Source organism: Streptomyces sp. HUAS TT7 (genome assembly GCF_051550175.1).
Taxonomy (GTDB): Bacteria; Actinomycetota; Actinomycetes; order Streptomycetales; family Streptomycetaceae; genus Streptomyces.
Genome location: NZ_CP196175.1, coordinates 8,382,750 through 8,405,380 on the forward strand (window position 1 = coordinate 8,382,750; position 22,631 = coordinate 8,405,380).

Sequence of the window (22,631 nt, forward strand, 5' to 3'; positions counted from 1 at the left end):
GCACCGCCGGTTGCGGAGTGGGACGGCAGGCGATGGAGGAACGCCCCTACGGTCCCTACCTGTTCCCCCCAGCGCGCACGGTGGCTGAACCAACTCGCGTATGTGTGAGGGGTGTTGAGCACGCTGTGGCGCCTTGGGTAAGCGGGTTGACAACAGTTGGGGTTCGTTGAGCGGTGTCCACCGGCGCGGGCCGCCCTCCAACGCGCTGGTGGGGCGGTATGCAGGCCCCGACATGCGGGCTTCGACGTGCTGTCCTAGCGTGGAACGCGGCGCCAACAGGACCCCGTCCTTGAGGAGCAGACCCATGGCCGTTCTGTGCAAGCCGGCAGGCGCGGTCCCCGATCACCTCGTCACCCCTGAGGGAAACCTCGAACGGGGGCGGAGGATGCACCATGACTATCCGCAACGTGATCTCGCACTCCGGCTGATCGAAAATAGCCGGAGTTCTCATACTGCACATCGTCCAGCCACTGGAAGAGGTGTCGAGCCATCCCGGAGTAGAGGCCCACGGTGCCGTCTACCAAGCGGAATCCAAGGCTCGTGTTCCGGCGGTAGTGCGCCAGGCGCCGGAACGTGTTCGGCACGGGATCGCCGCCGTAGTGGTCCCGGGCAGGGCCGGCACCGGCGTTCGCCTGGAACAGAACGCTCCATACCTCAACCCGAACACACAGGACCGGATCTCCTACGTGGTCCGGATCCACCAGCTTCCGCTTCCAGCTGGACAAGCAGCTGGACAAGCGGATGCCGGGCACGATGGAGCACCCCACCCCCGGCTTTGCGGGCCACGCGTCTTCGACGACCTGAGCCGCTTCCTGGACGCCCGGTCCGAAGCCTTCCCGCTCAGCCGCGCCACGCTCACTGAGCACGGCAACATCGCCCGGCGCTGTGGCGCTCGACTCACTGGCACGCCCTGTTTGACGAGGCGTCGGCCCTCGGCTCGCACAAGGGGTTGCAGGTCGGCTCAGGTCCCGGCGCCACCGCCGAGATCTGCCTCGGCACTTGGATCTTGGACCAGGCGGCTTGAGTCCGCGTCCGCACCGAGCAGGAGGTACGCATCATGAGCAGTCAAACGGACGAGCCACCGGTCCGCTTCTGGAGCGTTGACGACGTCGAAGCCCTCGACTTCGACCCGGCGATGCAGGAGATGCTGGAAGACGGCGGACTCGCCCGCATCCGGATGCCGCACGGCGAAGGCGACGCGTGGGTGGCGACGAAGTACGAGGACGTCAAACTGGTCACCAACGACCCGCGGTTCAGCAGGGCGGAACTGGCCGGTCGCGATATCACCCGGATGGCCCCGCACTTCATCCCGCTCGACGACGCGGTGGGTTTCACCGATCCTCCGTACCACACCGGGCTGCGCAAGACGGTGGCGAATATGTTTTCCCGCCGGCGCATCGAGGAACTGCGCCCGCGCGCCGAGAAGATCGCCGAGGACCTTCTGGACGCGATGGAACAGGCCGGAGCGCCGGCCAATGTGATGGAGCACTTCAACACGCCCTTCTCGGTGGCCGGGATCAGCGAGCTGATGGGTGTGCCGGAGGAGGACTGGTCCCGGATCATTGGCTGGACCCTGCTGGTCATCTCGTCGGCGCAAGGCCGCCGGCGCAGCGAGCAGGCCAAGGAGGAGATCGGCGCCTACTTCGACGCGCTGGCCACCCAGCGGATGGCGGAGCCCCGCGACGACGTGCTCAGTCACATGGCCGCCGCCGAAAGGGACGGCCGGCTCTCCCGGCAGGAATTGGTGGCCTTCGCTGTGCTGATGGAGGTCAGTGGCATCAACTCGGTGCGGTTCAACAGTGCCAACATGGTGTATCTGCTGCTCACACACCCGGAGCACCATGCCAGGCTGCTGGCCGAGCCGGACTTGCTGCCGCAGGCGGTGGAGGAGTTGCTGCGTTACATCCCCCACCGCAACGCGGTGGGCATGGGCCGCATCGCCACCGAGGACGTGCAAGTCGGCGAGGTGACCATCCGGCGCGGCGAGCCGGTCTATGCCTCGTATGTGGCGGCCAACCGCGACCCGGAGAAGTTCGACAACCCGCACAGCCTCGACTTCGACCGCTCCTTCAATCCACACCTGGCCTTCGGCAACGGACCGCACTACTGCGCCGGACCCTGGCTGGCCCGGATGGAGATGCAGGTGATGCTCCGCGGTCTGCTCGACCGCTTCCCCGGCTTGCGGCTCGCTGTTCCGCCGAGTGATATCCGCTGGCGGCGAGGCGAGCTGATCCGGGGTCCGGAAGCGATTCCGGTGACCTGGTGACGTGGGACGGAGGACTTCCCGATGAGTGAACTGACGACGCACACGATGGACGGCCTGGTGCTCCCGCCGGGCGCGGGACGAACCCTGGTCACCAGCGCCCAGGTGGTGACGATGAAGGTAACGGGCGAGCGCACCCAGGTGGGTTCCCTCTTCGAGGTGGTGGTGCCTCCCGGGTTCGACGTGGGCGCACACGCCCATGCCAACAGCGAGGAGGTGTTCTACGTCCTCGAAGGCGAACTGGAGATACTCGCCTTCGAGCCCCGGGAACGCACGCCGGACAACTGGCAGCGGTGGGAGTCCCGTTCCGGAGAACGGCCGGTGCGAGCCACCCCGGGCTCGGTGGCGCATGTGCCACCCGGCTGCCCGCACGCCTTCGCCAACCGGACGGACCGGAATGCCAGGATGCTCGTGCAGGCGGCTCCGCCCCCGAACCACGAACGCTACTTCGAGGACTTGCTGGAGATCCTGAACGCCGACGGCCCCCCGGACGAGGCGGCCGTATCCGCCCTGCGCAGGCGCTACGGGATCGATCAACTGACCCCCTTGCGCACCCGGCTCAGCGGGCAGCCGTGATCCGGTCCCCCTCCGCGACGACGTGGTCTCAGGTGTTGAAGACGGTGAGCCTGACGTCCGTCGTCACGAACGCACCAGTACGAGATCACAGCGGTTGCGTCGGATGCGGTGGTTCATGTGTCCGACCCTACCTGTGGCGCAGGGCGGCGCAATTCAGATAGTGCAAACGGTCGTACCGGTACGTCTGCCGGCACACCGTCCGACGCCACCACCCTGCCGACGGCGAACGTCGGCGCCGCTCAGCCGATGGAAGGTATGGACCGGTGAAAGCGCTCGTCATCGAGGAGTTCGGCGGCCCGGAGGTGATCCACCTCGCGGAACTGGCCGATCTCGAACCGGGGCCCGGCGAGGTCCGGGTCCGCGTGTCGACGGTCGTTGTCGGCCGCACGAAGGACATCGCGACCCGAGCCGGACGCCCTCCTTTCGCGCAGCAGGTGCCGGGATTTCCCCATGTACTCGGCAGCGAGCACGCCGGCGTGGTCGACGCCGTCGGTCCCGGCGCGGACCCGGCGCTGATCGGGAGACGAGTAGCTGTCTCGGCAGTGCTCTCCTGCGGAAACTGCCGCGCCTGCCAGGACCGCCGCGAGGAGGCGTGCTCGTCGTTCGGTCTGATCGGCGTACACCGGCAGGGCAGCTACGCGCACTCGTGCGTGGCGCCACAGTCCAACGTCTCGCTGCTGCCGGACGACGTCCCCTTCGCCCAGGCGGCGGCTCTGGCGGGCAACGGGCCTGTCGCCAGAGCACAACTCGACGCAGGCCATGTCGGCCAGGGCAGCAACGTACTGGTGATCGGTGCGGCGGGGTCGCTCGGCGCGACCGCCGCATCGCTCGCCGGCTTTCGCGGGGCCCATGTCATCGGTGTCGACCGGCTGGCCGTTAAACCGGGCTGCATGGACGGCCTGCCACTGCGAGCGGTCCTCGACGGTGACGCGGAAGACCTCGCCGACGCCATTCGCGAGGTGACCGGCGAGTGGGGTGTCGACTGCGTCATAGACAACCTCGGCATCCCGGCGGTCTGGCAGAAGTACCGCGAAACACTGGCTGACATGGGCCGGATCGTCGTGTCCGGAGCGATTTCGCACGAGCCACTGCCTGTGTCGCTGCTGCCGTTCTACCTCCACAGCCAATCGCTCATCGGGGTCCGCACCGGCAATCGCGCGGAGATCACCGCCTTGTGGCGGGACGTGGCGGACGGCTTCCGCATCCCGGAGGCATTCGTGGAGCCCAGGCCATGGGAAACCGTGGGTGATGCCCATCGTGCCGTCGAGGCAGGAGTCTCCCGCGGCCAGGCGGTGCTCGAAGTGGGCGACTGACCGGGCAGCGGACAAGCCTGAGCTCAAGACGCCGAAGCACGACGGAACGCGCGCCGCCCGCAGCGAAGAACGCCGGCATCCGGTTGTCCGGACGCGAGTGGGACGCGCCCAGGAGGTATGGCGGGGCGACCTTTGTCGGCCAGGTGGGCGAACACGGGCGCGGGCGCACACATCTGGCCCCCGGACCGGGAAAGCAGTCAGGCAGTCATCGAGTCACGTAGGCGTAGGCGGGGGCGCTTACCTGGACGAAAAGGTTCCCATGTCTGCCACCCGACGCAGGCGCACCGGCGCGCCGTCAGTCCTGGGCGCGCTGGCCGCGTTCACCGCATCCGCCCTCGCCCTGGCCGGTTGCGGTGCCCCCGTCGGGCACCGCGCCGACGGCCATGCGGGAGCCCCTGGCCGCGCCGACGGCCATACGGGCGCCCCGGACCGTGGCCACTGCCCCCGGCTGCAGCGCCCGGTCGCCACGGCGGACGCCGACTGGCAACCGGTGGCCAAGGCGCTGGGCCGCACCGGCGCGTTGCGGGAGAACGTGGTCTTCGGGATCTCGCTGCCCCGCAGGGATCTGAAGGTCACCAGCCGGGGAGTGGACATCGGGACGTCGCTCGCACTCAACGGCAGCGCGGACTTCGCCCGGTACTGCGACGGCACCATGCTCATGGGCGACCTGGTGCTCACTGAGGACGAACTCCCCAAGGCCACCGAAGCTCTTCAGGAGGCGGGCATCGAGCAGACCGCTCTCCACAAGCACCTGCCCGAGCAGTCGCCCCCCATCTGGTGGACGCACTTTCACGCCATGGGCGATGCGGTCACCCTCGCCCGCAAACTCAAGACAGTTCTGGAAGTCAGCGGCGACCCCATCGCGGTGCCACCGCCGGCGAGCACTCCGCCCATCGACCTGGACACCGACGGGATCGACGAGACGCTGGGCCGCAAGGGCATCGCTGAAGGCCGGACTTACAAGTTCTTCCTCGGCCGTGCGGAGACCGTCACCTCACACGGCCATGTGCTGCCCGCACCCATCGGTGTCGACACGGTGATCAAGTTCCAGGCCCTGGGGGAGGAGCAGGCCGCGGTCACCGGCGACATTGTGATGACCGCAGGTGAAGTGCAGAACGTCATCCGGATCCTGCACCGGGGCGGCTTCGAAATCGTCGAGCTGCACAACCACATGCTGGATGACCAGCCCCGCCTGTTCTACGTGCACTACTGGGGAGTCGGGGACGGCGTCGAGCTCGCCGAGGGCCTGCGTCCGGCCCTGGACGCCACCAATCTGGCGCCGCCCGCCCCGGCGTCATGACCGACGCCGACGATGGACTGACGGTCGGTGCTGGGTGTGACAGAGATTGCCATTGAGGTGAACGCCTGCCCGGGCGGCCCCTGGCGGCCCGGGCACCGGGAGGTCTCCTGGCCCGCGCCCGCCCCTCCCTGCTCGTACTGGAGAAGTGCGCCAACACTGCCCAGGAAACCGGTGCCGAGACGACAACCCGGCCGTCCCCTGAGGTGAGGAATCTAAGGTAATGGCCGATTTACCCGCCATTCGGGGGATAGCTGCGATATAGTGCCGATTCTGTGCGGTGGGTGACTCTAGCGTGGGAACATGTCTGCCACCGAGCCCCGGACTCCGACCGTACAGATTCCCGAGGCGGTGCATTCCCGCCGCTGGGCGATCCTGACCGTGCTGCTTTTCAGTCTGGTCGTCGTCGTCCTCGACAACTCGATCCTCAATGTCGCGATGAAGACCATCGCCCAGCCGCCCCCCACTGGACTCGGCTCCACTCAGAGCCAGCTGCAGTGGGCGATCAATGCGTACACGCTGGTCTTCGCCGGGCTGTTGTTCACCTCCGGGCTTGTCGGCGACCGGCTGGGACGCAAGAAGACCCTGATCTTCGGCATGCTGGTCTTCGGCACCGGCTCCCTGCTCTCCGCGCTCTCCGTCTCCTCCGGCGAACTGATCGCGTTCCGTGCTCTGATGGGCTTCGGCGCCGCGTTCGTCATGCCCAGCACCCTGGCCATCATTGCGAACGTTTTCGACCGCGACGAGCGGCCCAAGGCCATCGGCATCTGGACCGGCACGGTCGGCTTCGGCATCGCGCTCGGACCGATCGTCGGCGGGCTGCTGCTCCAGCACTTCTGGTGGGGATCGGTGTTCCTGGTCAACGTGCCCATCGTGGTGATCGGCGTGATCGCGATGGCTGCGCTGGTCCCGGACTCCAAGGACCCCCTCCCGGGCCGGCTCGACCCGGTCGGGGTACTGCTGTCCATCATCGGTCTGGTCCTGCTGGCGTACGGCATTATCAAGGGCGGCCAGCTCGCCGACTTCACCGCGCCCGAGTCGTGGATGACGATCGTCACCGGTGTCGCCGTTCTGGGCGGCTGGGTGCTCCATGAGTACCGAAGCGACCACCCGGCATTCAACATCGCGTACTTCCGCGACCGGCGCTTCTCCGCCTCCGTGGTCGCCATCGGCTTTGTCTTCTTCGGGCTGGTGGGTGTGACCTTCTTCAGTGTCTTCTACACCCAGAGCGTGCGCGGCTACACCCCCTTGCAGTCCGGCCTTCTGATGCTCCCGCTCGCCGCCGCCCAAATGATCTTCGCGCCGCGGGCCCGCCTGGTCGTCGCCCGGTTCGGCGCACGCGCGGTGTGCGCCACTGGGTTGGCCCTGGACGCGGTCGCGTTCCTCGGCTTCCTCCTACTCGGCACCGATACACCGATTTGGGTACTTGAGGTGGTGTTCTTTCTGATGGGCACGGCGATGGCGCATGTGATGCCACCCGCCACCGTCATGATCATGTCGTCGTTGCCGCGCGAGAAGGCCGGTTCCGCCTCCGCGGTCAACAACACCTTCCGGCAGGTCGGCGGTGCGCTGGGGGTCGCTGTACTGGGCTCGCTGCTGTCCACCGTCTACCACAGCGGCATCGACAGCCATCTCGCGGCGGTCCCCGGCCTGTCCGAGAACCTGCAGCGCACAGCGGGCGAGTCGGTGGAGGCCACCCTGGCGGTCGCGCAGGAGCTGGGGTCGGCGGGTAGGGCGCTGGTCCAGCCCGCCAACGACGCGTTCGTCCATGCCATGCACGTCACCGCGACCGCATCGGCCGGGGTCGCCGCTCTCGGGGCGGTCGTAGCCCTGGTCTTCCTGCCGCGCCGCACTCCTCAGGAGCCGCCCGCCCACGAACAGGAAAAGGTGAGCGTGAGGAGCGAAGAGTAGGAGCGGGACCCACGGCCGGCACAGTCGCTCGCACCCCGAGACCAGCGGTCCGCTTGCCGATCGCCCCAGTTCGCGGCCGGAGGCATGCCTTCACGCTGATGGTCCGTGACCTCGGCGGAGCAACGCTCAGGGTGAGTCTGCTCTCGGTGGCGGCGGCGGTTGTGGTGACCGCCACCGGTTGGTTGTCGTCGCTGCGGGACTGTTCTTACGGTCGGCGAACGTGACGTTGCCGTCAGCGGCAGGGCGGATGCCGAAGGGGTTCGCGCCTCGCGGCGAAGGTGCCCGCGTTCTTCCCAGCGGTATCCACGGTGACCACGCTCCTGGCCCACTGTCGTCCCGGTCGTGGTAGGGCGCGGTGGCCATCGGGGCGATATCCATCTCCTTGCCGGCGTCCACCAGTTGGTCAAGGCATCCGCAGTGCTCGTCTGGGACCGACTCAACACCCATCTCTCCAGCAAGATGCGGCAGTTGGTCACCGAGCGCGACTGGCTGACGGTCTTCCTGCTGCTTGCCTACTCGCCGCAGCTGGATTTGGTGGAGCGAGCCTGGGCGCACATCAAAAGCAGCCTCGCCAACCTCGCCCTCGGCCACATCGAGGGCACTCGTACGCGACCGCCTCAAACACCTGCAATACCGGCCCCACGTCCTCAACGGCTACATCTCCGGAACCAGCCTTCCCCTCGACACACCAACCTCCCCCTGACACGCCGAGATCAGTAATTAATGCAGACGGCGACCGCTCATGGCAGTGTGAACGCCCAGGGGGAACCCCACAGATCGCACACCGCGTACCCAGGAGTGGCGTCATGAACCCCGAACACGGCAGACACGGACAGTCGGACATGGACCTTCAGGGGTGGGAAGCCTGGCTCTACCAAGACCCGGGATCCCTTGACCGGGAGGAGAACAGTCGCCGACGCACGGACGACCCACTGCACCAAACGGATGACACCCCAGACAGGAGCTGCTGACACCGCCTCACTGCTGTGTGGGTGGGGACACACTCACACGCAGCAGACTCCCCGACCTGCAGACATGGCCTGCGGGGTCCAGCCCACTGCGAGCCCCGCACCGCCTGCTGAGAAGGCACCTCACGATGCCAACGGGTCAAGCTGTGGCTGCGAGTTCGGTGGGGAAGGCGATGTTCCCGGCGAACAGCTTCCCCGGGTCTCCGGGCGCCGGATGCTCGAGGTGCTGATCGGCGGCGAGGTCGACCGGGCCCGGCCGGGTGATCCGTGGCCCAAGGGAGTGCTCGGCCAAGCCGCGCTCCCGGCCTGCCGCACCTGTCCGCGTACTGACTCATCTGGCCAGGGCCAGAGAACCAACCTAGTACGCCGACACACACACGCAGGCATCGCTATGTCTATCCCCCCTGTGCGAGAAGGCCGGACGGGAGTCCGGGCGCCTACGAGCACATCACCGTCGACGATGGCGTTCGTGTGGTCGCCATCGACGAGCGTGACCAAGTCGCCTTGGTCGACCGTGACTTCTACCTGCAGAGCCAGCGCGTCCTTCACCTTCCTGGCGGTGGAGTCGGAGGCCAGGAGCCAGGCCGGACGGCACGTCGCGAACTCGAAGAGGAGACGGGGCTCATCGCAGGCGAGCTGCGCCCCCTGGCCGCGATGGACCCACCCCCGGCGCGACCGCTGAGAGTACTCACCTTCCCGTCGCCACCAACCTCCGTTCAGGTGTCGTATGTAGGGACGCAACAGGGACATGGCCGGGGGGTTGGCGACACTCGGCGATGCGGTGGACGCGGTGCGGTCCGCGATCGAGGCGGCGCACATGGTCTTCTGCTGGCCGGTGTGACCTACTTCGGCACGTCCGAGTCGGCGGTTGATGTCAGTGGCGCCTGCCACAATTCCCTGACACCACCGCGATGGGGAGAAGCACGTGGGTACTTGGGACGTGGGGCCCTTCGGCAACGACACCGCAGCAGACTGGTGCAACCATCTCGACGATGCCTCCGCGGAGGCACGCGAGGGCGTCATCCGCGACACACCCGTCCGCGCAGCCGGCACCACGGACTACCTTGACGCGGACGTCGCCGAGGAAGCCGTCGCCGCAGCGGCGTTGGCCGCCGCGCAATGCCCTGGTGGCGAGCCCATCGACTCCGTCTACGGGCCGGAGCACCCCCTCCCCGGCCTCACCGGTCTGTCCATCCATGCCCTGGAAGTCCTTGACCGTGTTGTGGCTGAGCCGTCCGAACTGCTGGAACTCTGGGACGAATGGGATGGCACCCCCTGCCGGTCAACCATCAACCGCCTCCGCATCACACTCCACCCCAACCGCCGGGCGAACAGCCCCACCTGAGCTGACCCACCGCCGACAGCACCACCACCAACCGCCGCCCACCGGAAAGGTACGCATGAGCTGGGACGTGCTTCTCCTCCACCTGCCCGACGACGTCGCCTCAGTACAGGACATACCCCACGACTACACTCCACCCTCGCTGGGCCGACAGCAAGACATCCTCGCGGCCGTGAGCGAGGCAGCCCCCGAAGCCGACCTCTCGGACGCAGCGTGGGGCGAACTCCTCGGCCCCGCCTGGTTCATGGAACTCAACATCGGCTCGAAAGATCCCGTGGACTCGATCATGCTCCACATCCGGGGCTCCGGCGACGACGTGCTCGTCTCCATCGTCCGTCTCGCGAAAGCCCTCGGTTGCAAGGCTCTGGACACCTCCACAGGAGGCCTGATCACTTCGCAGGACGCGTCGGGCTGGCACGAGTTCCAGGGCTACCGCGATCGCGTGACCGGCGCCGCTGAATGACGCCCAGCAGACCGGCCAGCGGCCCGAAAACGCAAAGTCGGCCTGCGCAGGTTCGGGCCCGCTCAGAGACATGACCGGTCCTGTCCTCACACTCAGTGTTCGCCGTCATGGAGGGGGCATGACGGCGTATCACCGGACCGTGGCCCACTGTCAGAGAGCACGCTGGGCTAGTAGTCGCCCGCGTGGTTCCGCGTGGCGGTGGTGACTGAGGCGAACCCATAGTCGAGCATGTCCCTCTCGTAGGACCGGACGGCGTCGGGCAGGGGTTGGCCCGTGACCAGTCGGGAGGCGAGGAGGCCCGCGTCGTGGAGTGCGACGCCGGCGCTGAGTCCGGCCGGGGGCATCGGGTGGGCGGCATCGCCGACCAGAGTCACTGGCACGCTCGGCCACGACTCCGGGCGCCGGGAGGTCTGGACGCTGCCGGGCACGATGTATTCGGGGTCTCCCAGCCGGGTGAGGGCGCTGAGTGATGGGTGCCAGTCCACGAGGGTTTGTGCCGCCAGCTCCCGGAGTTCCGTGGCGGCGAGCCTGAAGAGTTCGGGACCGTAGGTGCTGGCTGGGGCGGTCAGGCCCCACATGAGGTAGTCGTCGGCCGACGGCAGTCCGAAGTCGGCCGGGTTGCGGCGGAAGCGCTGGGCGGCCAGTGCGAGACGGCGGCCGTCCGGGCCGATCACTCCCAGGAAGCCGTCGAGTGCCGCCGGCGGCGTCAGCTCGCGTGCCTGGTCGGTCAGTGGTGTGCGGCCGTAGATCAGTTGGGTGTCCTGCACGGTGACCGGGAAGTCGGGCAGGAGCCGGCGCCGGACTGGGGAGTTGGCGCCGTCGGTGGCGACCAGCAGGTCCCCCTCGGCGGTGGAGCCGTCGGTGAGGAAGACCCGGACGCCGCCGTTGTCCAGCAGTTCGTAGCGGGAGAATCCGGCGCCGAACCGGGTCGCGTCCATCAGGTCCCGCAGCATGAGGCGGCGCAGTGTGAGCCGGTCGGCGGTGAGGCCCGCGGCGTCGGGGGGAAGCGGGATGTCGGTGACGTCCCGCAGGTCGGGGCCGGTCATGCTGACGCCGCCGCCGGCCCGGCAAGACGTGGAGTGGGCCTGCTCGTAGACCTCGGCGGGCAGCCACTGGCGCAGCGCCGCGTCCCCGTCGCCGTTGATGTGGATCCGGTATCCCTGGGCACGGGCGTCGATGGCGGCATCCCGTTCGAAGAGCTCGACATCGATGCCGTGGCGGCGCAGGCCGTGGGCGAGGCAGGGGCCGGCCAGGCCGGCGCCGATGATCAGAACACGCATACTTCACCCTCACATGAGATCGTCTCACTTGAGATGGTCTTAGGAAGGTAGCATTCGTGTCCATGGAGGCTCAACCGACCGATCCGATGGCCCTCGGCCTGCTGATGTTCCGCGCCCACCAGCTCGCCCGCGCCCAGGCCAACCAGGCGGCCCGGCCGACCGGCATCGAGCTGCACCACGCCAACGTGCTGGCCGCGGTCCAGGCCGGCCAGGCCCGCAGCCAGCGCGAACTGGGCACCGCGCTCGGCATCGACAAGTCCACCCTGGTCCGGATCGTGGACGACTTGGAGCGCCGGCACTTGCTGGAGCGCCGGCGCTCGGCACACGACCGCCGGGTCTACGAGATCGTGATCACCGCCGAAGGTGAGCGGGGCCTGCAGGAAGCGGGCGAGCTGTACCGCGCCGCGATGGTGGGACTGCTGGAAGTTTTCGACGCACCCGAACAACACCAGCTACACGACCTGCTGACCCGTTTCGTCACGCAGGAACAGAGGTAAGGGCCGGCCCAGGAAATGGACACGTGCCAGAGACGGGAACGTGGCCATCGGCGTGAGACAGACGGGAGACCCATGGGCCACAGCCTCGCGATATGACGCGGGCGTTGAGATCCCACACCTCTTATGGGTTCCACAGATCGCGCCATTCTTTCAGCGGCGAATGCATCTTCGGACCACATATGGCGTCGCGCTGAGACGCGCGGGTCGGCTGCCTCACCCGTTTGCGTGGTGAAGGTCGGTTGCTCCGGCTGCCGGGACCGGCGAGCCTCTTGCTCCCGGTCAAACGAAAGGCTGCGCCCGCGATGTGTCCCGATCTCCTTTCTCATCGACTGCGTTGTCCGTCCCACGAATCGGTCGACGATCTCGGACGCGGTGCGCTTACGTCCGAGCTTGGCCAGACCCGCGGCGTCCACGCGACCGGACCCCCGGCCTAGACACCGCCCTCATCCTGCGCACCGCCGCGCTCGGCCACCGCCGCAGAGCCTGGGGTGTGGTCCTTGGCATCCAGTCCGGCACCTTCATCTGGGGGGGAGTACTCTCCTCGCTCGGCATGACCACACTGCTCTCCGCATCACACCTCCCCTCCGCGCGACGGCTGCTCGACCGCGTCACCGGCATGGTCATCGTCGGTCGGCATCCGCCTGGCCATCGGCGACTGAGCTCCTAAGCCTTGATCCACTGGCCGATGCCTGCGAGTGACTCTTCGGCATGTGAGGGGGTGCCTTGCGACCTGAGATGAAGGAAGTTCTTGAGGCTTCATCAGGGCCATGAACTGGCCGAACCGCGTGGACAAGAAGACGACAAGGCACGCACCGTAGACGCAACGCCTCCCACGGCGTCGACGGGATCGGTACTCGCCATGACGGTCGGTGCCGCCCGGGTGATGCTGTAGCTGTTCCAGGATTTCCAGGAAACCCGCGGCAGGACGACAAGCAGCAGCGTGACCTGGTCCGACCCGGTGTCGTTGACCCGGCCATGAAGAAGATCAGCGCGCTTGCCGCGCTCACCCTCGCTGGTCTCGCCCTCGCCACCCCGGCCCATGCCGACAACGGCAGCGACTTGGGCCGCGGCATCAATGTCGCCGGCCACCAGCCCCTCTCCACTGCCAACCTCTGCAAGGAGGCACTCGGGCTCGTCCCATTGGCCGCACCGTGGGCCGACGCCGTGGACGACGCCTGCAACAACCGTGATCACATCCATCGCGAAAGCAACTAGAAATCCTTGATGGTGCGGGTTGCGTGGGGCCGTGACGGCTGTCGCAGGCCCCCTCGCATCATCACCGTCCAGGGCAAGGGCTTGGCGCAGCGCGGAGCATCTGATTGGGCGGGACGTCCCACCGATGGCGGGCCTTACGCAGGATCTAGCCGATGTAACCCGTACGTCGGCCTCGGGGTGATGGCGGCTCAGCTCGGGATCCAGCACGCAGTGAACTGCGGTACGAGAGTGGACACATGGCTGTGAAGAGGGCACTGCCCGCGATATCCGCCGCGCGTGAGACCGTCTCGCGCGCCCTCGGCGTCCTCCTCGTCCTCGCGCGCTCGGCCTGTTCCTCCCAAGGCCGAGCCACCAGCCCCCAAGAGGTACGCGAACTCGCAGGACGCCCCAGGCTCAACAAGCTCGAAAGCAAGCTGAAGACCGCCTCCGGGCCATCGTGAACGAGTACGCCCAGAACACCTCACTCGCCCTCGGCCACTGTGGCTGCCTTCGCTCACACCCTGTCGTGGGACTCCGTACGCAGCAGCCCGAAGACGTTGGTCAGGGAACCGAGTGCCTGCCTGTGGGAGCTGCCGGACTGCGTAAGGCGGTCCCTCGTTGGCGTGGGGGACCGCCGCTGCTTTCTGCCTCCCGGGTGTCGAAGCGGTCGGACTAGGTGCGGATCAGTCGGCAACCCGTCGGTGCGGTCGCAGCATCGGTCAGGGCTGCGAAGGCTCCGTTCTCACCTCCACAGGCACGCTTTGAAGGTGCACTGCGGCGGAGCGGTGGCCCGTGGTGTGGGCGAGGGTCAGGGGAGGGCGCGGGCCTGGCCGGTCGTCGGCCAGGCGGTGTGGTCTGTGGGCGTGCTCGTTGGCGTGCTGGGGTGCGGGGTGGGGGTGTCGTCGGTGAGGAGGTGGGCGAGGAGCAGGCCGGCGGTGCGTTCGCTGAGCCGGCGGGCGGCGTCGAGGAGGCGGGGGTAGCGGCGGACCGGGAGGGACAGGGCGACGCAGGAGGCCCGGCCCGGCAGGCCGAGGGAGTAGGCGACGCAGACCTCCCGGTAGGAGTACTCCAGGAGGTCGAACTGGGCGGCGTAGGGGCCATGGCCGTCGAGCGACTCCAGGAGAGCGCGGGGGTTGGTGATGGTGCGCTCGGTGAGCTGGATCGAGGGGTAGCGGGCGAGGTGGTCCATACGCGAGTTGAAGTCGAGCTGGGCCAGGAGGCTTTTGCCGACAGCGCTGGCATGGGCGGTGTCGCGGAAGGAGACCCACTCCTTGACGGCCGGCGCGGCAGGGCTGTGGGCCGATGTGAGGACCTGGACGTCGCCGTCGGCGTAGGTGCTGATGTAGACGGCGGCGCCGAGCTGGTCGCGCAGACCGGCCAGGGTCTGTTCCAGCAGCAGACCGTGCCCCTCGTGCTGGGTGGCCATTTTCATGACGGGGCCGACGAAGTGGACGCCCGCGACGGTCTCGACCAGGTGCTGGCTGCGCAGCCAGTGCAGCAGCCAGGCGGTGGCAGCCAGGGACATACCGCCCCGGTGGGCCAGGGTGCGAGTGGTGATGCCGTCGGCGGTGCAGACCTGTTGCAGAAGATCCCGGGCACGCTGCGCGGTCTGGGTTCTGACGGACGTGGCGGCCGGGTCGGGCTGGCTGCGGGCGATGTTGTTGAGGATCGCGGGGCGCAGGGCGCTCGCCGACCAGCACGGCTCATCATCGCCCGGTTCGGCGGCAGCTCTCGCCGCGGCCGCGGCGGCGACGACGTCAGGAGTGAACTCGGGCAGAGGCTGGAGAATCCCGGAGCCTTGGCCGCCGGGCACCGATGCCAGGTAGGGCCGGTCCGGTGCGGGCCGGGGCATAGCGACTCGGGGGAGAAGCGGCCCATCGGCGTTGGGCAGCAGAGGAGGGGGGATGCGGACGAGGCGCAGCCGGCTTTGCCGGGTTCCAGCAGTGGGGGCGCTGTCGGGCGCGGGCAGCAGTACGTCCTCGGGGATGGCGAGGCGTTCGCGGATCTCGTCGAAGAACTGCGGATCCTCGATCAGTACGGGCCCGCTGACGGGTCGGCGGCGGGCGGTGCCGGCGAGCAGGCGGCGGGCATCGCCGTGTCCGTGCCGGGCAGCCTCGGCGATGAGGAACGTGGCTTCCTGCTCCCAGTCCTCGCCGGCGCGCAGCGCGACCACGGCCAGGCGGAAGAGCGCCCCGGGATGACCGGCGGAAGCCGCTTGGCCGAGCCAGTGCGTGGCGGTGGTCAGCTCGTTGCGGACCAGAGCTTTCGATCCGAGGCGGAACAACGAGTTCGCCCGCTCCAGGGTGTCCCGGTCGAGCTGGTAGGTGCTGGTGAGCGGGCCGAAGTCGCCCTCGGGCCGGTCCCAGTGGTCTGGCGGTCCGGCCAACTGGTCGGCGAGTTCGAGCAGTTCCGCGGGGATCTGCGGAGCCGGGCGGCCGCTGTTGTCCTCGTTGAAGCGGCTCACATCCCTCACCTGTCCTTCCTCAAGCGTGTCTTCTTCTGGTGTCTGTGGCGGATGAACGCGGACAGTGCGCGGCGCAGTTCGATGACGGCGTTGTAGCGCTCCCGGTGGACGCGGGCGGCTCCTATGCCGAGGGCGGCCGCGATCTCGATGTCCGTGAGCCCCTGGCTCTGCAGCCGCACGACCTGTCGCCGTCCGCTGACCGGCATCGCGTCGATCGCGGGCATCACCAGGTCCTTGAGTACGTCCACGTCCGCCGCCTCCGGCGGCGCAGGTACGGACGTTTCCATGCCGTCGCCGTTTGTCAGCTCCAGGCGCCGGTCCCCTCTCAGCACATCCAGCGCCAAATTCCGTGCCGCCGTCTGCACATAGGCCGCCAGGTTCACCCCGTCATCCAGGTCACCTGCCGCCGCCTTCCTCAGCACCCGGACGAACGCCTCCTGGGCACAGTCCTGGCAGGCCTGCAACGACAACTTCCGGTCGGACATCTTCCGCAGCACCAGGGGTTCCCTGGCCATGAACGTGTCGTACAGCGCCAGCAGTTGCTGCCCGGTCCCCGTCTCCACCGCCGTCGGCTCACGCGCCTCACCGCCTACCACGGACTGCGCTCTTCCACCCATGGCCGCGCACCGTCCGCGACGGGCGCCACGACCGCCGGTGCGAGTCGGACCATGACGGCTACCGCGGGATTCTGGGCGGCCTCGACGTGAACTATCGCTACGGCGGGCCCGCACCCGCACGATGCGGCCGCTCCATCCGGTGCCGTCCGGGCCCGGGCACGTCGCCAGTCCCAGCACGCGTGCAACAGGACGACGAGCGAGTGCACCGTGCTCACGGTGGCTGTCACAGTTCCGAGCCAGTCCAAGAACCGCGTCATGTGAGTCGATCTCCATGTGCTCGAGGTGGACGCGGAAGGCGCCCATGTCCCCCTGACGTTCGGGGCGCCCCAGATCTCCCTCAGAGACCAAAAGCCACTGGAATTGACCGATCCGGCGACCGAAGCCGCCCATCCCTGAACAGACTCCGGTTCCGAGGCTCGTGCTACTCCTCAGCAGCCAGCCAACTCGCTCCCCAACACGAGGAGTTCGCCCGACTCCGCGAAGCTGCCGCCGGAACAACCCAAGTCAGGCGGCTCCCAGCGTCACGAACCACAGTGATCGGGGATCTGCGACTGAAATGCTCGCCGTGATCTCGAGGCGCTCCGCATCGCCGATCACCTCGCTGTCGGTTCGCCCGCACCGCTGTCGGATCCGGACTCCAGATATCGGCGCAGAGCTTCCCGCCCTCCCGGAACGAAGCACCATTGATCAACTACTTCGCGCAGTTCACCCATGGTTAGCCAGCCGTGCCAGTCGATCTCACTCGGATCCGGGACCAGGGTCTCCGACACGACGGCCTCATGCACCCCGAGCCAGATGGGGCTGATCCCCTCCCGGAAAAGCAGCTTGAACAGGAAGCGTACCGGCACACGAACGCCCAGTTCTTCAGCCAACTCGCGGACCGCAGCCTCCTGATACGACTCGCCCACGTCCACGGCCCCGCCGACCATCGCGTCGTAGTAGCCCGGAAACCGGGACAACGTCTCGGCCCGCCGCAGCACCAGGATCCGCCCTTCGCGATCACGACAGATCGTCGCCGCGATGCGATGCAGCCAGTTCTCACGCACCGCCTCATCCCGCTCGACGATCCCGAGTACGCGGTCGTGCTCATCGACATGCTCGACCAGTTCGCTCACGGATGCACGATCTCAGCCCCCACTGACAATTCGGCCCCACGAGCAACAGCGATGAGTGACCGGCGCCGTAGGAGACCTCGCAAAATGCAACACGTTCGACGAGTTGGATCGCGAACGCAGCCTCGACCCCTGGCCTGCTCAATCGCAAACGGATCTTCAGCTGCGGGTGCTGCTGGACACGGTCGGCAATGAGCCGGTGGGTGCGCCGATGCCCGATCTCGACGAGGTCCTTGCCCAGATGGCAAGGGAGTTGGAGGGAATCCGGGACGTGGACGTGAGGCTGGTGCCGGTCCGGGGAGGCAGGGCGTGAGCCACTGCCGTCGAGGCCGATGCCTACCTGATGCCCGAGCCGGCACCCGACTCACCGATCGTGCTCGCCCCGCATGTGCGACCGGTGTACGCGTACCTCAACGGCCGCTACCAGGACCCCGTCCGGCCGCTCGCCGCGCTCACGGAGAACCCCCAGCCGTCCCTGGAACAGATCCAGTGGCGCCGCTGCCCCACGGCCTTGCGTCCGAGGTCCGGCGTGGGGCGTGGGGCCTGGACGATGATCAACAGCGAGTTGCGACCCACGTTCCTTTCCGGGCGCGGCACCCGGTTTGACCTGCGTCTTCCGCGCCGTCTCGGGTTGCTTCACCGATGGCCGTCTCAGCTGCACTGCCCACACAGGGACCTGCGCATTCTGGGCTGCGACTGCACGCGTTCGGGGGATTCCGACGTGATCCGCGGCTCGCCCTCGACGGATACCTGGTCGTACGGCCTACTTCGGTACCTGGAAGCCGCCGATTTTCTGCTCGAGCAGTTCGGCCAGCCGCAGCGGGGTGCGGTCCTCGAACATCGGGCCGATGAGCTGCACTCCCACCGGCATGCCATCGGGGGACCGGCCCGCTGGTATGGCGGTGGCGGGCAGGCCGGGCATGGTGGCCAGGCCGGCCCAGACGAGCTGGTCGAAGTAGGGATACTCGACGCCGTCGATGTCGATCCGGCGTTCCAGCGGATTGGGGCCGTGGTCGTGCGGGAACGCGGGAGTGGGCGTGATCGGGCACACCACGGCATCGAACTCGGCGAACAGTTGCCGCCAGCCGTGGCGGTGCAGTTCGCGGCGGTTGTTCGCCTGGAGCCAGTCGCGGTGGCTGAACACCATGGCGCGCAGCCGTGCCGCGTCGAGACTCCGGTCGTCCGCGCTCAGCCCGGCGGCGCGGGTCTGCAGCCGATCGTAGGATTCGACGGGGAACCGTGCGACGGCGCCCGAAACCAGCAACTGGCTGTAGAGCGTCCCGGCCTCGGCCAGATCGGGTAGCAGCGGACTGTGCCGTTCGACGCGGGCGCCGCCGTCAACCAGCGCGTCGGCGACTCGATTCACGCCCGCCCTCACCGCCGACCCGGTTGGAATGAGCGGATGTTCGTCGAGGACCAAGACCCGGAAGTCGCGGAGCCGTTCGTGGCGCGCGGGCGGCAGCGTCACGTCGTACGCCACACCGTGCGTCAGCGGGTCCGGTCCGGCCATGACGTCGAGCAGGAGCGTGAGGTCGCGGGCGGTGCGCGCCATAGGACCGACGACGGCGAGGTCGAGGTCGACCGGCCAGGCCGGTGCGGACGGCGGGACCATACCGCGGTTGGCCGCAAGCCCGAGTGTCGGCTTGTGTGCGTAGACACCGCAGAAATGTGCCGGGGTGCGCAACGACCCGGCGAGGTCGGAGCCGATGGACAGCGCTCCGAATCCGCGCGCCAGGGCCGCGGCTGATCCGCCGGAGGAACCGCCCGACGTGCGGCTGTGGTCCCATGGGTTGTTGGTGGTGCCGTAGATTTCGTTGAAGCTCTGGATGTCTTGCAGCCCCAAGGGCACATTGGTCTTGCCGAGCACCACCGCGCCGGCGGCCTTGAGCCGCGACACCTGTACCGCGTCCTCGGCCGGCACATAGTCCCGGTGTTGCGGCATGCCCCAAGTCGTGGGCAGCCCGGCGATGTTGTAGGACTCCTTGACCGTCACCGGAATGCCGAGCAGCGGCCGGTCCTCGCCGCGGGCACGCGCCTGGTCGGCGCCGCGCGCGGCGGCCCGCGCGCGATCGAAGTCCGGCACACAGATCGCGTTGATCTCCTTGTCGTCCCGCTCGATACGGGCGATCGCCTCGTCGGTCAGTTCCGCCGAGGTCACGTCACCGGCACGCAAGGCAGCCGAGAGTTCCTCGGCCGTCTGAAAATTCCATTCCATGAATCGGACGTTACGGGGCCATGGGGGAAGCCACGAAATGCCGCTTCGCGCAACGGGGTAGGTGCTTCCGGACACAGGTAGTTCTCCCGGTAGTTATCCCGGCCCATGAGGATCGCGATGCGCGGTGGCTTCGCCTGTCTCCGAGCAGAACGGAGACTGACAGTCATGGTGGACTTGAGGCTCGACCTCCCCGCCCTTCGTCAGGCCGCATGGCCACGATGCTCGTCCACGCCGGGGAGGGGAGGAAGCCGGGTACCGGTTGCTGTCAAGCAGAAGGTGGAGCAGGCTGAACAGCGAGTCTCATCCGCGCTTCACATGTGCAGCTGATGTGTAGCCGGGCCTGAGATGGTGAAGCGGGTTTTTTGAGGCCCCGCCCCTCGTGGCTACGGCGCTGCGTTCCACTTCTGCCACCCGAGAGGGTGCCTCCGGCCCTCGTAGCTGACATACCACCGAGCTATCGCCCAGGCCTGCCGTGCTGGTCAGAGCCCCGGCGAGGCGGGGGTCTGTTCGCTGGGAGCAGCTGCAACGGGAGCGCGCAGTCCCGGGGGCGGGCTGCGGTCCGCGGCCCGGTGCCGGCGCAGGAATTGCGCTCAGCCGGTGAGCTGGTGGCGGCAGGCGCGTACGACCACGACGAGGGACCGCATCCGTACGACCGATGGGTCGACTCCGGTGCCTTGTGCCCAGTCGCCGCAGGGGTTCTTTCAGACTTACCAGCGATCCGCGGTCTGGACGGCGTCGGGAGCCGCCGCGGTAGCGGCCGAGGCGTAGGTGCCGGCGCGGTCGCGGCGGATCGCCTCGATGCCCTGGGAAGTCCCGGAGGCGGGCAACCTTCGCCCGCTGGCCCGCCGACCGACCAGCACACTGCCGTATCCGGGAGCTCGGGTGCGGCAGCAGGGACTTCAACAGGTCCTCACACGCCCCGAGTGTCCGCGACGCAGTGACGGAGCGATACGGGCGCACAGAGGCACGGACCGGCTTCACGGAAATCTCGGATGAGCCCCGCTGATTCCCCACGCGAGTCCAGTTGCGGAGCAACGTCGCGCAGTCAGAGAGGATCTAACCTTCGGGGTAGAACAGAAACAGAGTGCAGCCCGTCGTTGTCTGCGGGATGTGCGAGGAACCCGCAGGGGCATGGATGAAGGAACCGGCGGGGTAGTCCCGATCGCCATCGTTGAAGGTGCCGGAGACCACGAAGACCTCCTCGGGGCCCGGTTCGTGGACGTCGATTCCCTGCCAGCTTGTGTTCGGGTCCATCTCCAGCACGTAGGCCTTCGCGCCGTTGCCCCCGCTCCACAGCGGGCGCAGGCGGATCCCGGGGAAGAGCTCGTGGACGGGGGCGTCCTGCACGGCGGACCACACGTAGGCGGGCGTGTTCTGTTCGGTCGTCATAGGAGCCAGCCTGGCGGGTAACTGCCATCCCGCCGAGTGTCGGGAAAGACATCATGAGGTACTTTCCTGCCATGCATCGGGTAACGGCACTCGTCCACCCATCACAGTCGACGTTCGAACTCGCCTGCGCGGCCGAGGTGTTCGGGATCAAGAGGCGAGGACTTCCTCCGCGGTACACGTTCAGCGTGTGCGCGGAGCGACCCGGCCTGGTCGCCACCCGCGCCGGGTACGACATGTGGGTGGCCGATGGGCTGGACGCACTCGATCGCGCGGACACCGTGGTCATCCCGGGGTGGCTGCCCATCGAGGAGCCGCCTTCACCCGCGGTCGTCCGGTCCCTGCGCCGCGCGCACTCCCGCGGGGCACGCCTCGTCAGCATCTGCTCAGGCGCCTTCGTCCTGGCACACGCCGGTCTGCTGGACGGACGGCCGGCGACCACGCACTGGGCGCTGGCGCATGATCTCGCGGTGCGTTTCCCGGCTGTCCGGGTCGACCCGGACGTGCTGTACGTGGACCACGGTGACGTCGCCACCAGCGCGGGCTCCGGGGCCGGCATCGACCTGTGCCTGCACCTGGTCCGCGCCGACCAAGGCGCCCAGTACGCGGCACACGTCGCACGGAACATGGTCATGCCGCCCCACCGAGAGGGCGGGCAATTGCAGTACGCGGCACCGCCGCATCCCGTGCAGCTCGACAGCTCGCTCGGGCCGCTGCTGGACTGGGTCACCGTGAGACTCGGTGAACCGTTGGCCATCGAGGATCTGGCCGCGTACGCGGGCGTGTCGACGCGTACGCTCGCCCGACGGTTCACCGATCAGCTCGGCACCAGCCCGGGGCAGTGGCTGCTCGCCCAACGGATCACCGCAGCCCGGGAGTTGCTGGAGTCGTCCGACCTGCCCGTGGACGCCGTAGCCCGCCGCGTCGGCCTCTCCTCGGGGACCAACCTCCGCAGGCGCTTCCTCAGCGCCCTGGGCACAACGCCGGGTGCCTACCGCCGGGCGTTCCGGGCAGAGCCGGTGGGTCGCCGTGTTCATCGTCATCCGAGAGGGTGACCACCGCTGCAAGCTCCCGCCGCACCAGCGTGACCTGGTCGGCCGGGTGTACCTGTGCCAGCACGGATGCCCTCGCGAAGCTCGCGGCGGGCTTCGGTATCTCCGTCGGTACCGCCCGCGCCTACACGGCAGCCGTCGTCGACCTGCTCGCCGACCGCGCGCCCGGTCTGCTGCGTGCGCTGCGTGGAGCCGACCCGGACTACGTCCTGCTGGACGGCACCCCGGCGGAATGTGACCGGGTTGGTGACAGCTGGGCCGACTTCTCCCACAAGCACCGCCGACACGGGGTAAACGTGCAGGTGGTGGCCGACCCGGTCGGGCAGCTGCTGTGGATCTCGCCGACACTGTCCGGCCGCGCCCACGACCTCACTGCGGCCCGCGCCCACCGCATCATCCGGGTCTGCGAACGCCAGGGCATCCCGATCATCTCCGACCGCGCCTACATGGGAGTCGGCCCCTGGATGACAACACCCTCCGGCTCCCACTGAACCGAGAACTCACACCCACCCTGGCAAAGCGCCAACCGTGCGCTGCCCGCAGCACGGGCGCCGGTCGAGCGCGGCGTCGCACGACTGAAGGCGTGGCAGATCTTCCGCCGGTCCCGCTCCACCCTGAATCGAATGTCGTCAATCTCCGCGGCCGTCCTCACCGGGGAGCGACAACGCTGATAGAGCTCAG

19 protein-coding genes and 4 pseudogenes are annotated in these 22,631 nt (G+C 68.2%); 16 read left to right on the forward strand and 7 right to left on the reverse strand.

What is annotated here, in order from left to right; genetic code table 11:
• The first annotated feature begins 1,057 nt into the window (after positions 1 to 1,057).
• From ACSHXC_RS38105 to ACSHXC_RS38130, 6 genes and pseudogenes are all read left to right on the forward strand, one after another.
• Positions 1,058 to 2,266 carry a cytochrome P450 gene (locus ACSHXC_RS38105; RefSeq protein WP_438295901.1) on the forward strand — a complete coding sequence of 403 codons (1,209 nt, stop codon included), beginning with the start codon at positions 1,058 to 1,060 and terminating at the stop codon, positions 2,264 to 2,266.
• A gap of 21 nt (positions 2,267 to 2,287) precedes the next feature.
• Positions 2,288 to 2,839, forward strand: coding sequence for a cupin domain-containing protein (locus tag ACSHXC_RS38110; RefSeq protein WP_438295902.1), 552 nt, complete (start codon positions 2,288 to 2,290; stop codon positions 2,837 to 2,839).
• Between the two features lie 263 nt (positions 2,840 to 3,102).
• Positions 3,103 to 4,152 carry a quinone oxidoreductase family protein gene (locus tag ACSHXC_RS38115; RefSeq protein ID WP_438295903.1) on the forward strand — a complete coding sequence of 350 codons (1,050 nt, stop codon included), beginning with the start codon at positions 3,103 to 3,105 and terminating at the stop codon, positions 4,150 to 4,152.
• A 259-nt stretch (positions 4,153 to 4,411) separates the two neighbouring features.
• Positions 4,412 to 5,452 (forward strand): DUF1259 domain-containing protein, encoded by a 1,041-nt coding sequence (locus ACSHXC_RS38120; protein ID WP_438295904.1) that lies wholly within the window; start codon positions 4,412 to 4,414, stop codon positions 5,450 to 5,452.
• 300 nt (positions 5,453 to 5,752) lie between these two features.
• Positions 5,753 to 7,360: an MFS transporter gene (locus ACSHXC_RS38125; protein WP_438295905.1), complete on the forward strand. Its 1,608-nt coding sequence runs from the start codon at positions 5,753 to 5,755 to the stop codon at positions 7,358 to 7,360.
• Between the two features lie 357 nt (positions 7,361 to 7,717).
• A pseudogene (locus ACSHXC_RS38130) lies at positions 7,718 to 8,063 on the forward strand (transposase); the annotation flags it as partial.
• A 404-nt stretch (positions 8,064 to 8,467) separates the two neighbouring features.
• Here ACSHXC_RS38130 and ACSHXC_RS38135 read toward each other — a convergent pair.
• Positions 8,468 to 8,620: a hypothetical protein gene (locus tag ACSHXC_RS38135; protein ID WP_438295906.1), complete on the reverse strand. Its 153-nt coding sequence runs from the start codon at positions 8,618 to 8,620 to the stop codon at positions 8,468 to 8,470.
• A gap of 179 nt (positions 8,621 to 8,799) precedes the next feature.
• Here ACSHXC_RS38135 and ACSHXC_RS38140 point away from each other — a divergent pair.
• The 3 genes and pseudogenes from ACSHXC_RS38140 to ACSHXC_RS38150 all read left to right on the forward strand — a co-directional run.
• Positions 8,800 to 8,976 (forward strand): annotated as a pseudogene (locus ACSHXC_RS38140) (NUDIX domain-containing protein); the annotation flags it as partial.
• 277 nt (positions 8,977 to 9,253) lie between these two features.
• Positions 9,254 to 9,673: a DUF4259 domain-containing protein gene (locus tag ACSHXC_RS38145; RefSeq protein ID WP_438295907.1), complete on the forward strand. Its 420-nt coding sequence runs from the start codon at positions 9,254 to 9,256 to the stop codon at positions 9,671 to 9,673.
• A gap of 55 nt (positions 9,674 to 9,728) precedes the next feature.
• The gene (locus tag ACSHXC_RS38150; protein WP_438295908.1) at positions 9,729 to 10,133 is read left to right on the forward strand and encodes a hypothetical protein; all 405 of its coding nucleotides are present in this window, start codon (positions 9,729 to 9,731) and stop codon (positions 10,131 to 10,133) included.
• Between the two features lie 167 nt (positions 10,134 to 10,300).
• Here the strand turns inward: ACSHXC_RS38150 and ACSHXC_RS38155 are convergent, their stop codons facing one another.
• Positions 10,301 to 11,413 carry an FAD-dependent oxidoreductase gene (locus ACSHXC_RS38155; RefSeq protein ID WP_438295909.1) on the reverse strand — a complete coding sequence of 371 codons (1,113 nt, stop codon included), beginning with the start codon at positions 11,411 to 11,413 and terminating at the stop codon, positions 10,301 to 10,303.
• Positions 11,414 to 11,475: 62 nt separating this feature from the next.
• On the opposite strand from ACSHXC_RS38155, the gene ACSHXC_RS38160 reads away from it, so the two are divergent.
• The 4 genes and pseudogenes from ACSHXC_RS38160 (at position 11,476) to ACSHXC_RS38175 (ending at position 13,565) form a co-directional block, all read left to right on the forward strand.
• Positions 11,476 to 11,910, forward strand: coding sequence for a MarR family winged helix-turn-helix transcriptional regulator (locus ACSHXC_RS38160; protein ID WP_438295910.1), 435 nt, complete (start codon positions 11,476 to 11,478; stop codon positions 11,908 to 11,910).
• A gap of 445 nt (positions 11,911 to 12,355) precedes the next feature.
• Positions 12,356 to 12,490: pseudogene (locus tag ACSHXC_RS38165) on the forward strand (LysE family translocator); the annotation flags it as partial.
• 395 nt (positions 12,491 to 12,885) lie between these two features.
• On the forward strand, positions 12,886 to 13,125 hold the full coding sequence (locus ACSHXC_RS38170) for a hypothetical protein (RefSeq protein WP_438295911.1): 240 nt from the start codon (positions 12,886 to 12,888) through the stop codon (positions 13,123 to 13,125).
• A gap of 236 nt (positions 13,126 to 13,361) precedes the next feature.
• Positions 13,362 to 13,565, forward strand: coding sequence for a hypothetical protein (locus ACSHXC_RS38175; RefSeq protein ID WP_438295912.1), 204 nt, complete (start codon positions 13,362 to 13,364; stop codon positions 13,563 to 13,565).
• A gap of 347 nt (positions 13,566 to 13,912) precedes the next feature.
• Here ACSHXC_RS38175 and ACSHXC_RS38180 read toward each other — a convergent pair whose 3' ends face one another.
• From ACSHXC_RS38180 to ACSHXC_RS38190, 3 genes are all read right to left on the reverse strand, one after another.
• Positions 13,913 to 15,577 (reverse strand): IclR family transcriptional regulator domain-containing protein, encoded by a 1,665-nt coding sequence (locus ACSHXC_RS38180; RefSeq protein ID WP_438295913.1) that lies wholly within the window; start codon positions 15,575 to 15,577, stop codon positions 13,913 to 13,915.
• Positions 15,574 to 16,185 (reverse strand): RNA polymerase sigma factor, encoded by a 612-nt coding sequence (locus ACSHXC_RS38185; RefSeq protein ID WP_438295914.1) that lies wholly within the window; start codon positions 16,183 to 16,185, stop codon positions 15,574 to 15,576. The genes ACSHXC_RS38180 and ACSHXC_RS38185 overlap by 4 nt, the downstream gene beginning before the upstream one ends.
• Positions 16,186 to 16,778: 593 nt before the next feature.
• The gene (locus tag ACSHXC_RS38190; RefSeq protein ID WP_438295915.1) at positions 16,779 to 17,300 is read right to left on the reverse strand and encodes an NUDIX hydrolase; all 522 of its coding nucleotides are present in this window, start codon (positions 17,298 to 17,300) and stop codon (positions 16,779 to 16,781) included.
• Positions 17,301 to 17,355: 55 nt separating this feature from the next.
• Between ACSHXC_RS38190 and ACSHXC_RS38195 the strand changes: the two genes are divergently transcribed.
• A complete protein-coding gene (locus tag ACSHXC_RS38195; protein WP_438295916.1) occupies positions 17,356 to 17,610 on the forward strand; it encodes a hypothetical protein in 255 nt (84 codons plus the stop codon).
• A 450-nt stretch (positions 17,611 to 18,060) separates the two neighbouring features.
• Here the strand turns inward: ACSHXC_RS38195 and ACSHXC_RS38200 are convergent, their stop codons facing one another.
• Positions 18,061 to 19,512 (reverse strand): amidase, encoded by a 1,452-nt coding sequence (locus ACSHXC_RS38200; RefSeq protein WP_438297067.1) that lies wholly within the window; start codon positions 19,510 to 19,512, stop codon positions 18,061 to 18,063.
• Positions 19,513 to 20,568: 1,056 nt separating this feature from the next.
• Positions 20,569 to 20,901 (reverse strand): cupin domain-containing protein, encoded by a 333-nt coding sequence (locus tag ACSHXC_RS38205; protein WP_438295917.1) that lies wholly within the window; start codon positions 20,899 to 20,901, stop codon positions 20,569 to 20,571.
• 71 nt (positions 20,902 to 20,972) lie between these two features.
• On the opposite strand from ACSHXC_RS38205, the gene ACSHXC_RS38210 reads away from it, so the two are divergent.
• Both ACSHXC_RS38210 and ACSHXC_RS38215 read left to right on the forward strand, forming a co-directional pair.
• On the forward strand, positions 20,973 to 21,953 hold the full coding sequence (locus tag ACSHXC_RS38210) for a helix-turn-helix domain-containing protein (RefSeq protein ID WP_438295918.1): 981 nt from the start codon (positions 20,973 to 20,975) through the stop codon (positions 21,951 to 21,953).
• Positions 21,886 to 22,621, forward strand: a pseudogene (locus ACSHXC_RS38215) (transposase family protein). The gene ACSHXC_RS38210 and the pseudogene ACSHXC_RS38215 overlap by 68 nt, the downstream one beginning before the upstream one ends.
• Positions 22,622 to 22,631: the final 10 nt, after the last annotated feature.

Bases quoted from the DNA above. Each gene is read 5' to 3' on its own strand.
- ACSHXC_RS38105 (WP_438295901.1), top strand. From the start codon at position 1,058: ATGAGCAGTCAAACGGACGAGCCACCGGTCCGCTTCTGGAGCGTTGAC.
- ACSHXC_RS38110 (WP_438295902.1), top strand. From the start codon at position 2,288: ATGAGTGAACTGACGACGCACACGATGGACGGCCTGGTGCTCCCGCCG.
- ACSHXC_RS38120 (WP_438295904.1), top strand. From the start codon at position 4,412: ATGTCTGCCACCCGACGCAGGCGCACCGGCGCGCCGTCAGTCCTGGGC.
- ACSHXC_RS38125 (WP_438295905.1), top strand. From the start codon at position 5,753: ATGTCTGCCACCGAGCCCCGGACTCCGACCGTACAGATTCCCGAGGCG.
- ACSHXC_RS38150 (WP_438295908.1), top strand. From the start codon at position 9,729: ATGAGCTGGGACGTGCTTCTCCTCCACCTGCCCGACGACGTCGCCTCA.
- ACSHXC_RS38155 (WP_438295909.1), bottom strand. From the start codon at position 11,413: ATGCGTGTTCTGATCATCGGCGCCGGCCTGGCCGGCCCCTGCCTCGCC.
- ACSHXC_RS38160 (WP_438295910.1), top strand. From the start codon at position 11,476: ATGGAGGCTCAACCGACCGATCCGATGGCCCTCGGCCTGCTGATGTTC.
- ACSHXC_RS38170 (WP_438295911.1), top strand. From the start codon at position 12,886: ATGAAGAAGATCAGCGCGCTTGCCGCGCTCACCCTCGCTGGTCTCGCC.
- ACSHXC_RS38175 (WP_438295912.1), top strand. From the start codon at position 13,362: ATGGCTGTGAAGAGGGCACTGCCCGCGATATCCGCCGCGCGTGAGACC.
- ACSHXC_RS38185 (WP_438295914.1), bottom strand. From the start codon at position 16,185: ATGGGTGGAAGAGCGCAGTCCGTGGTAGGCGGTGAGGCGCGTGAGCCG.
- ACSHXC_RS38200 (WP_438297067.1), bottom strand. From the start codon at position 19,512: ATGGAATGGAATTTTCAGACGGCCGAGGAACTCTCGGCTGCCTTGCGT.
- ACSHXC_RS38205 (WP_438295917.1), bottom strand. From the start codon at position 20,901: ATGACGACCGAACAGAACACGCCCGCCTACGTGTGGTCCGCCGTGCAG.
- ACSHXC_RS38210 (WP_438295918.1), top strand. From the start codon at position 20,973: ATGCATCGGGTAACGGCACTCGTCCACCCATCACAGTCGACGTTCGAA.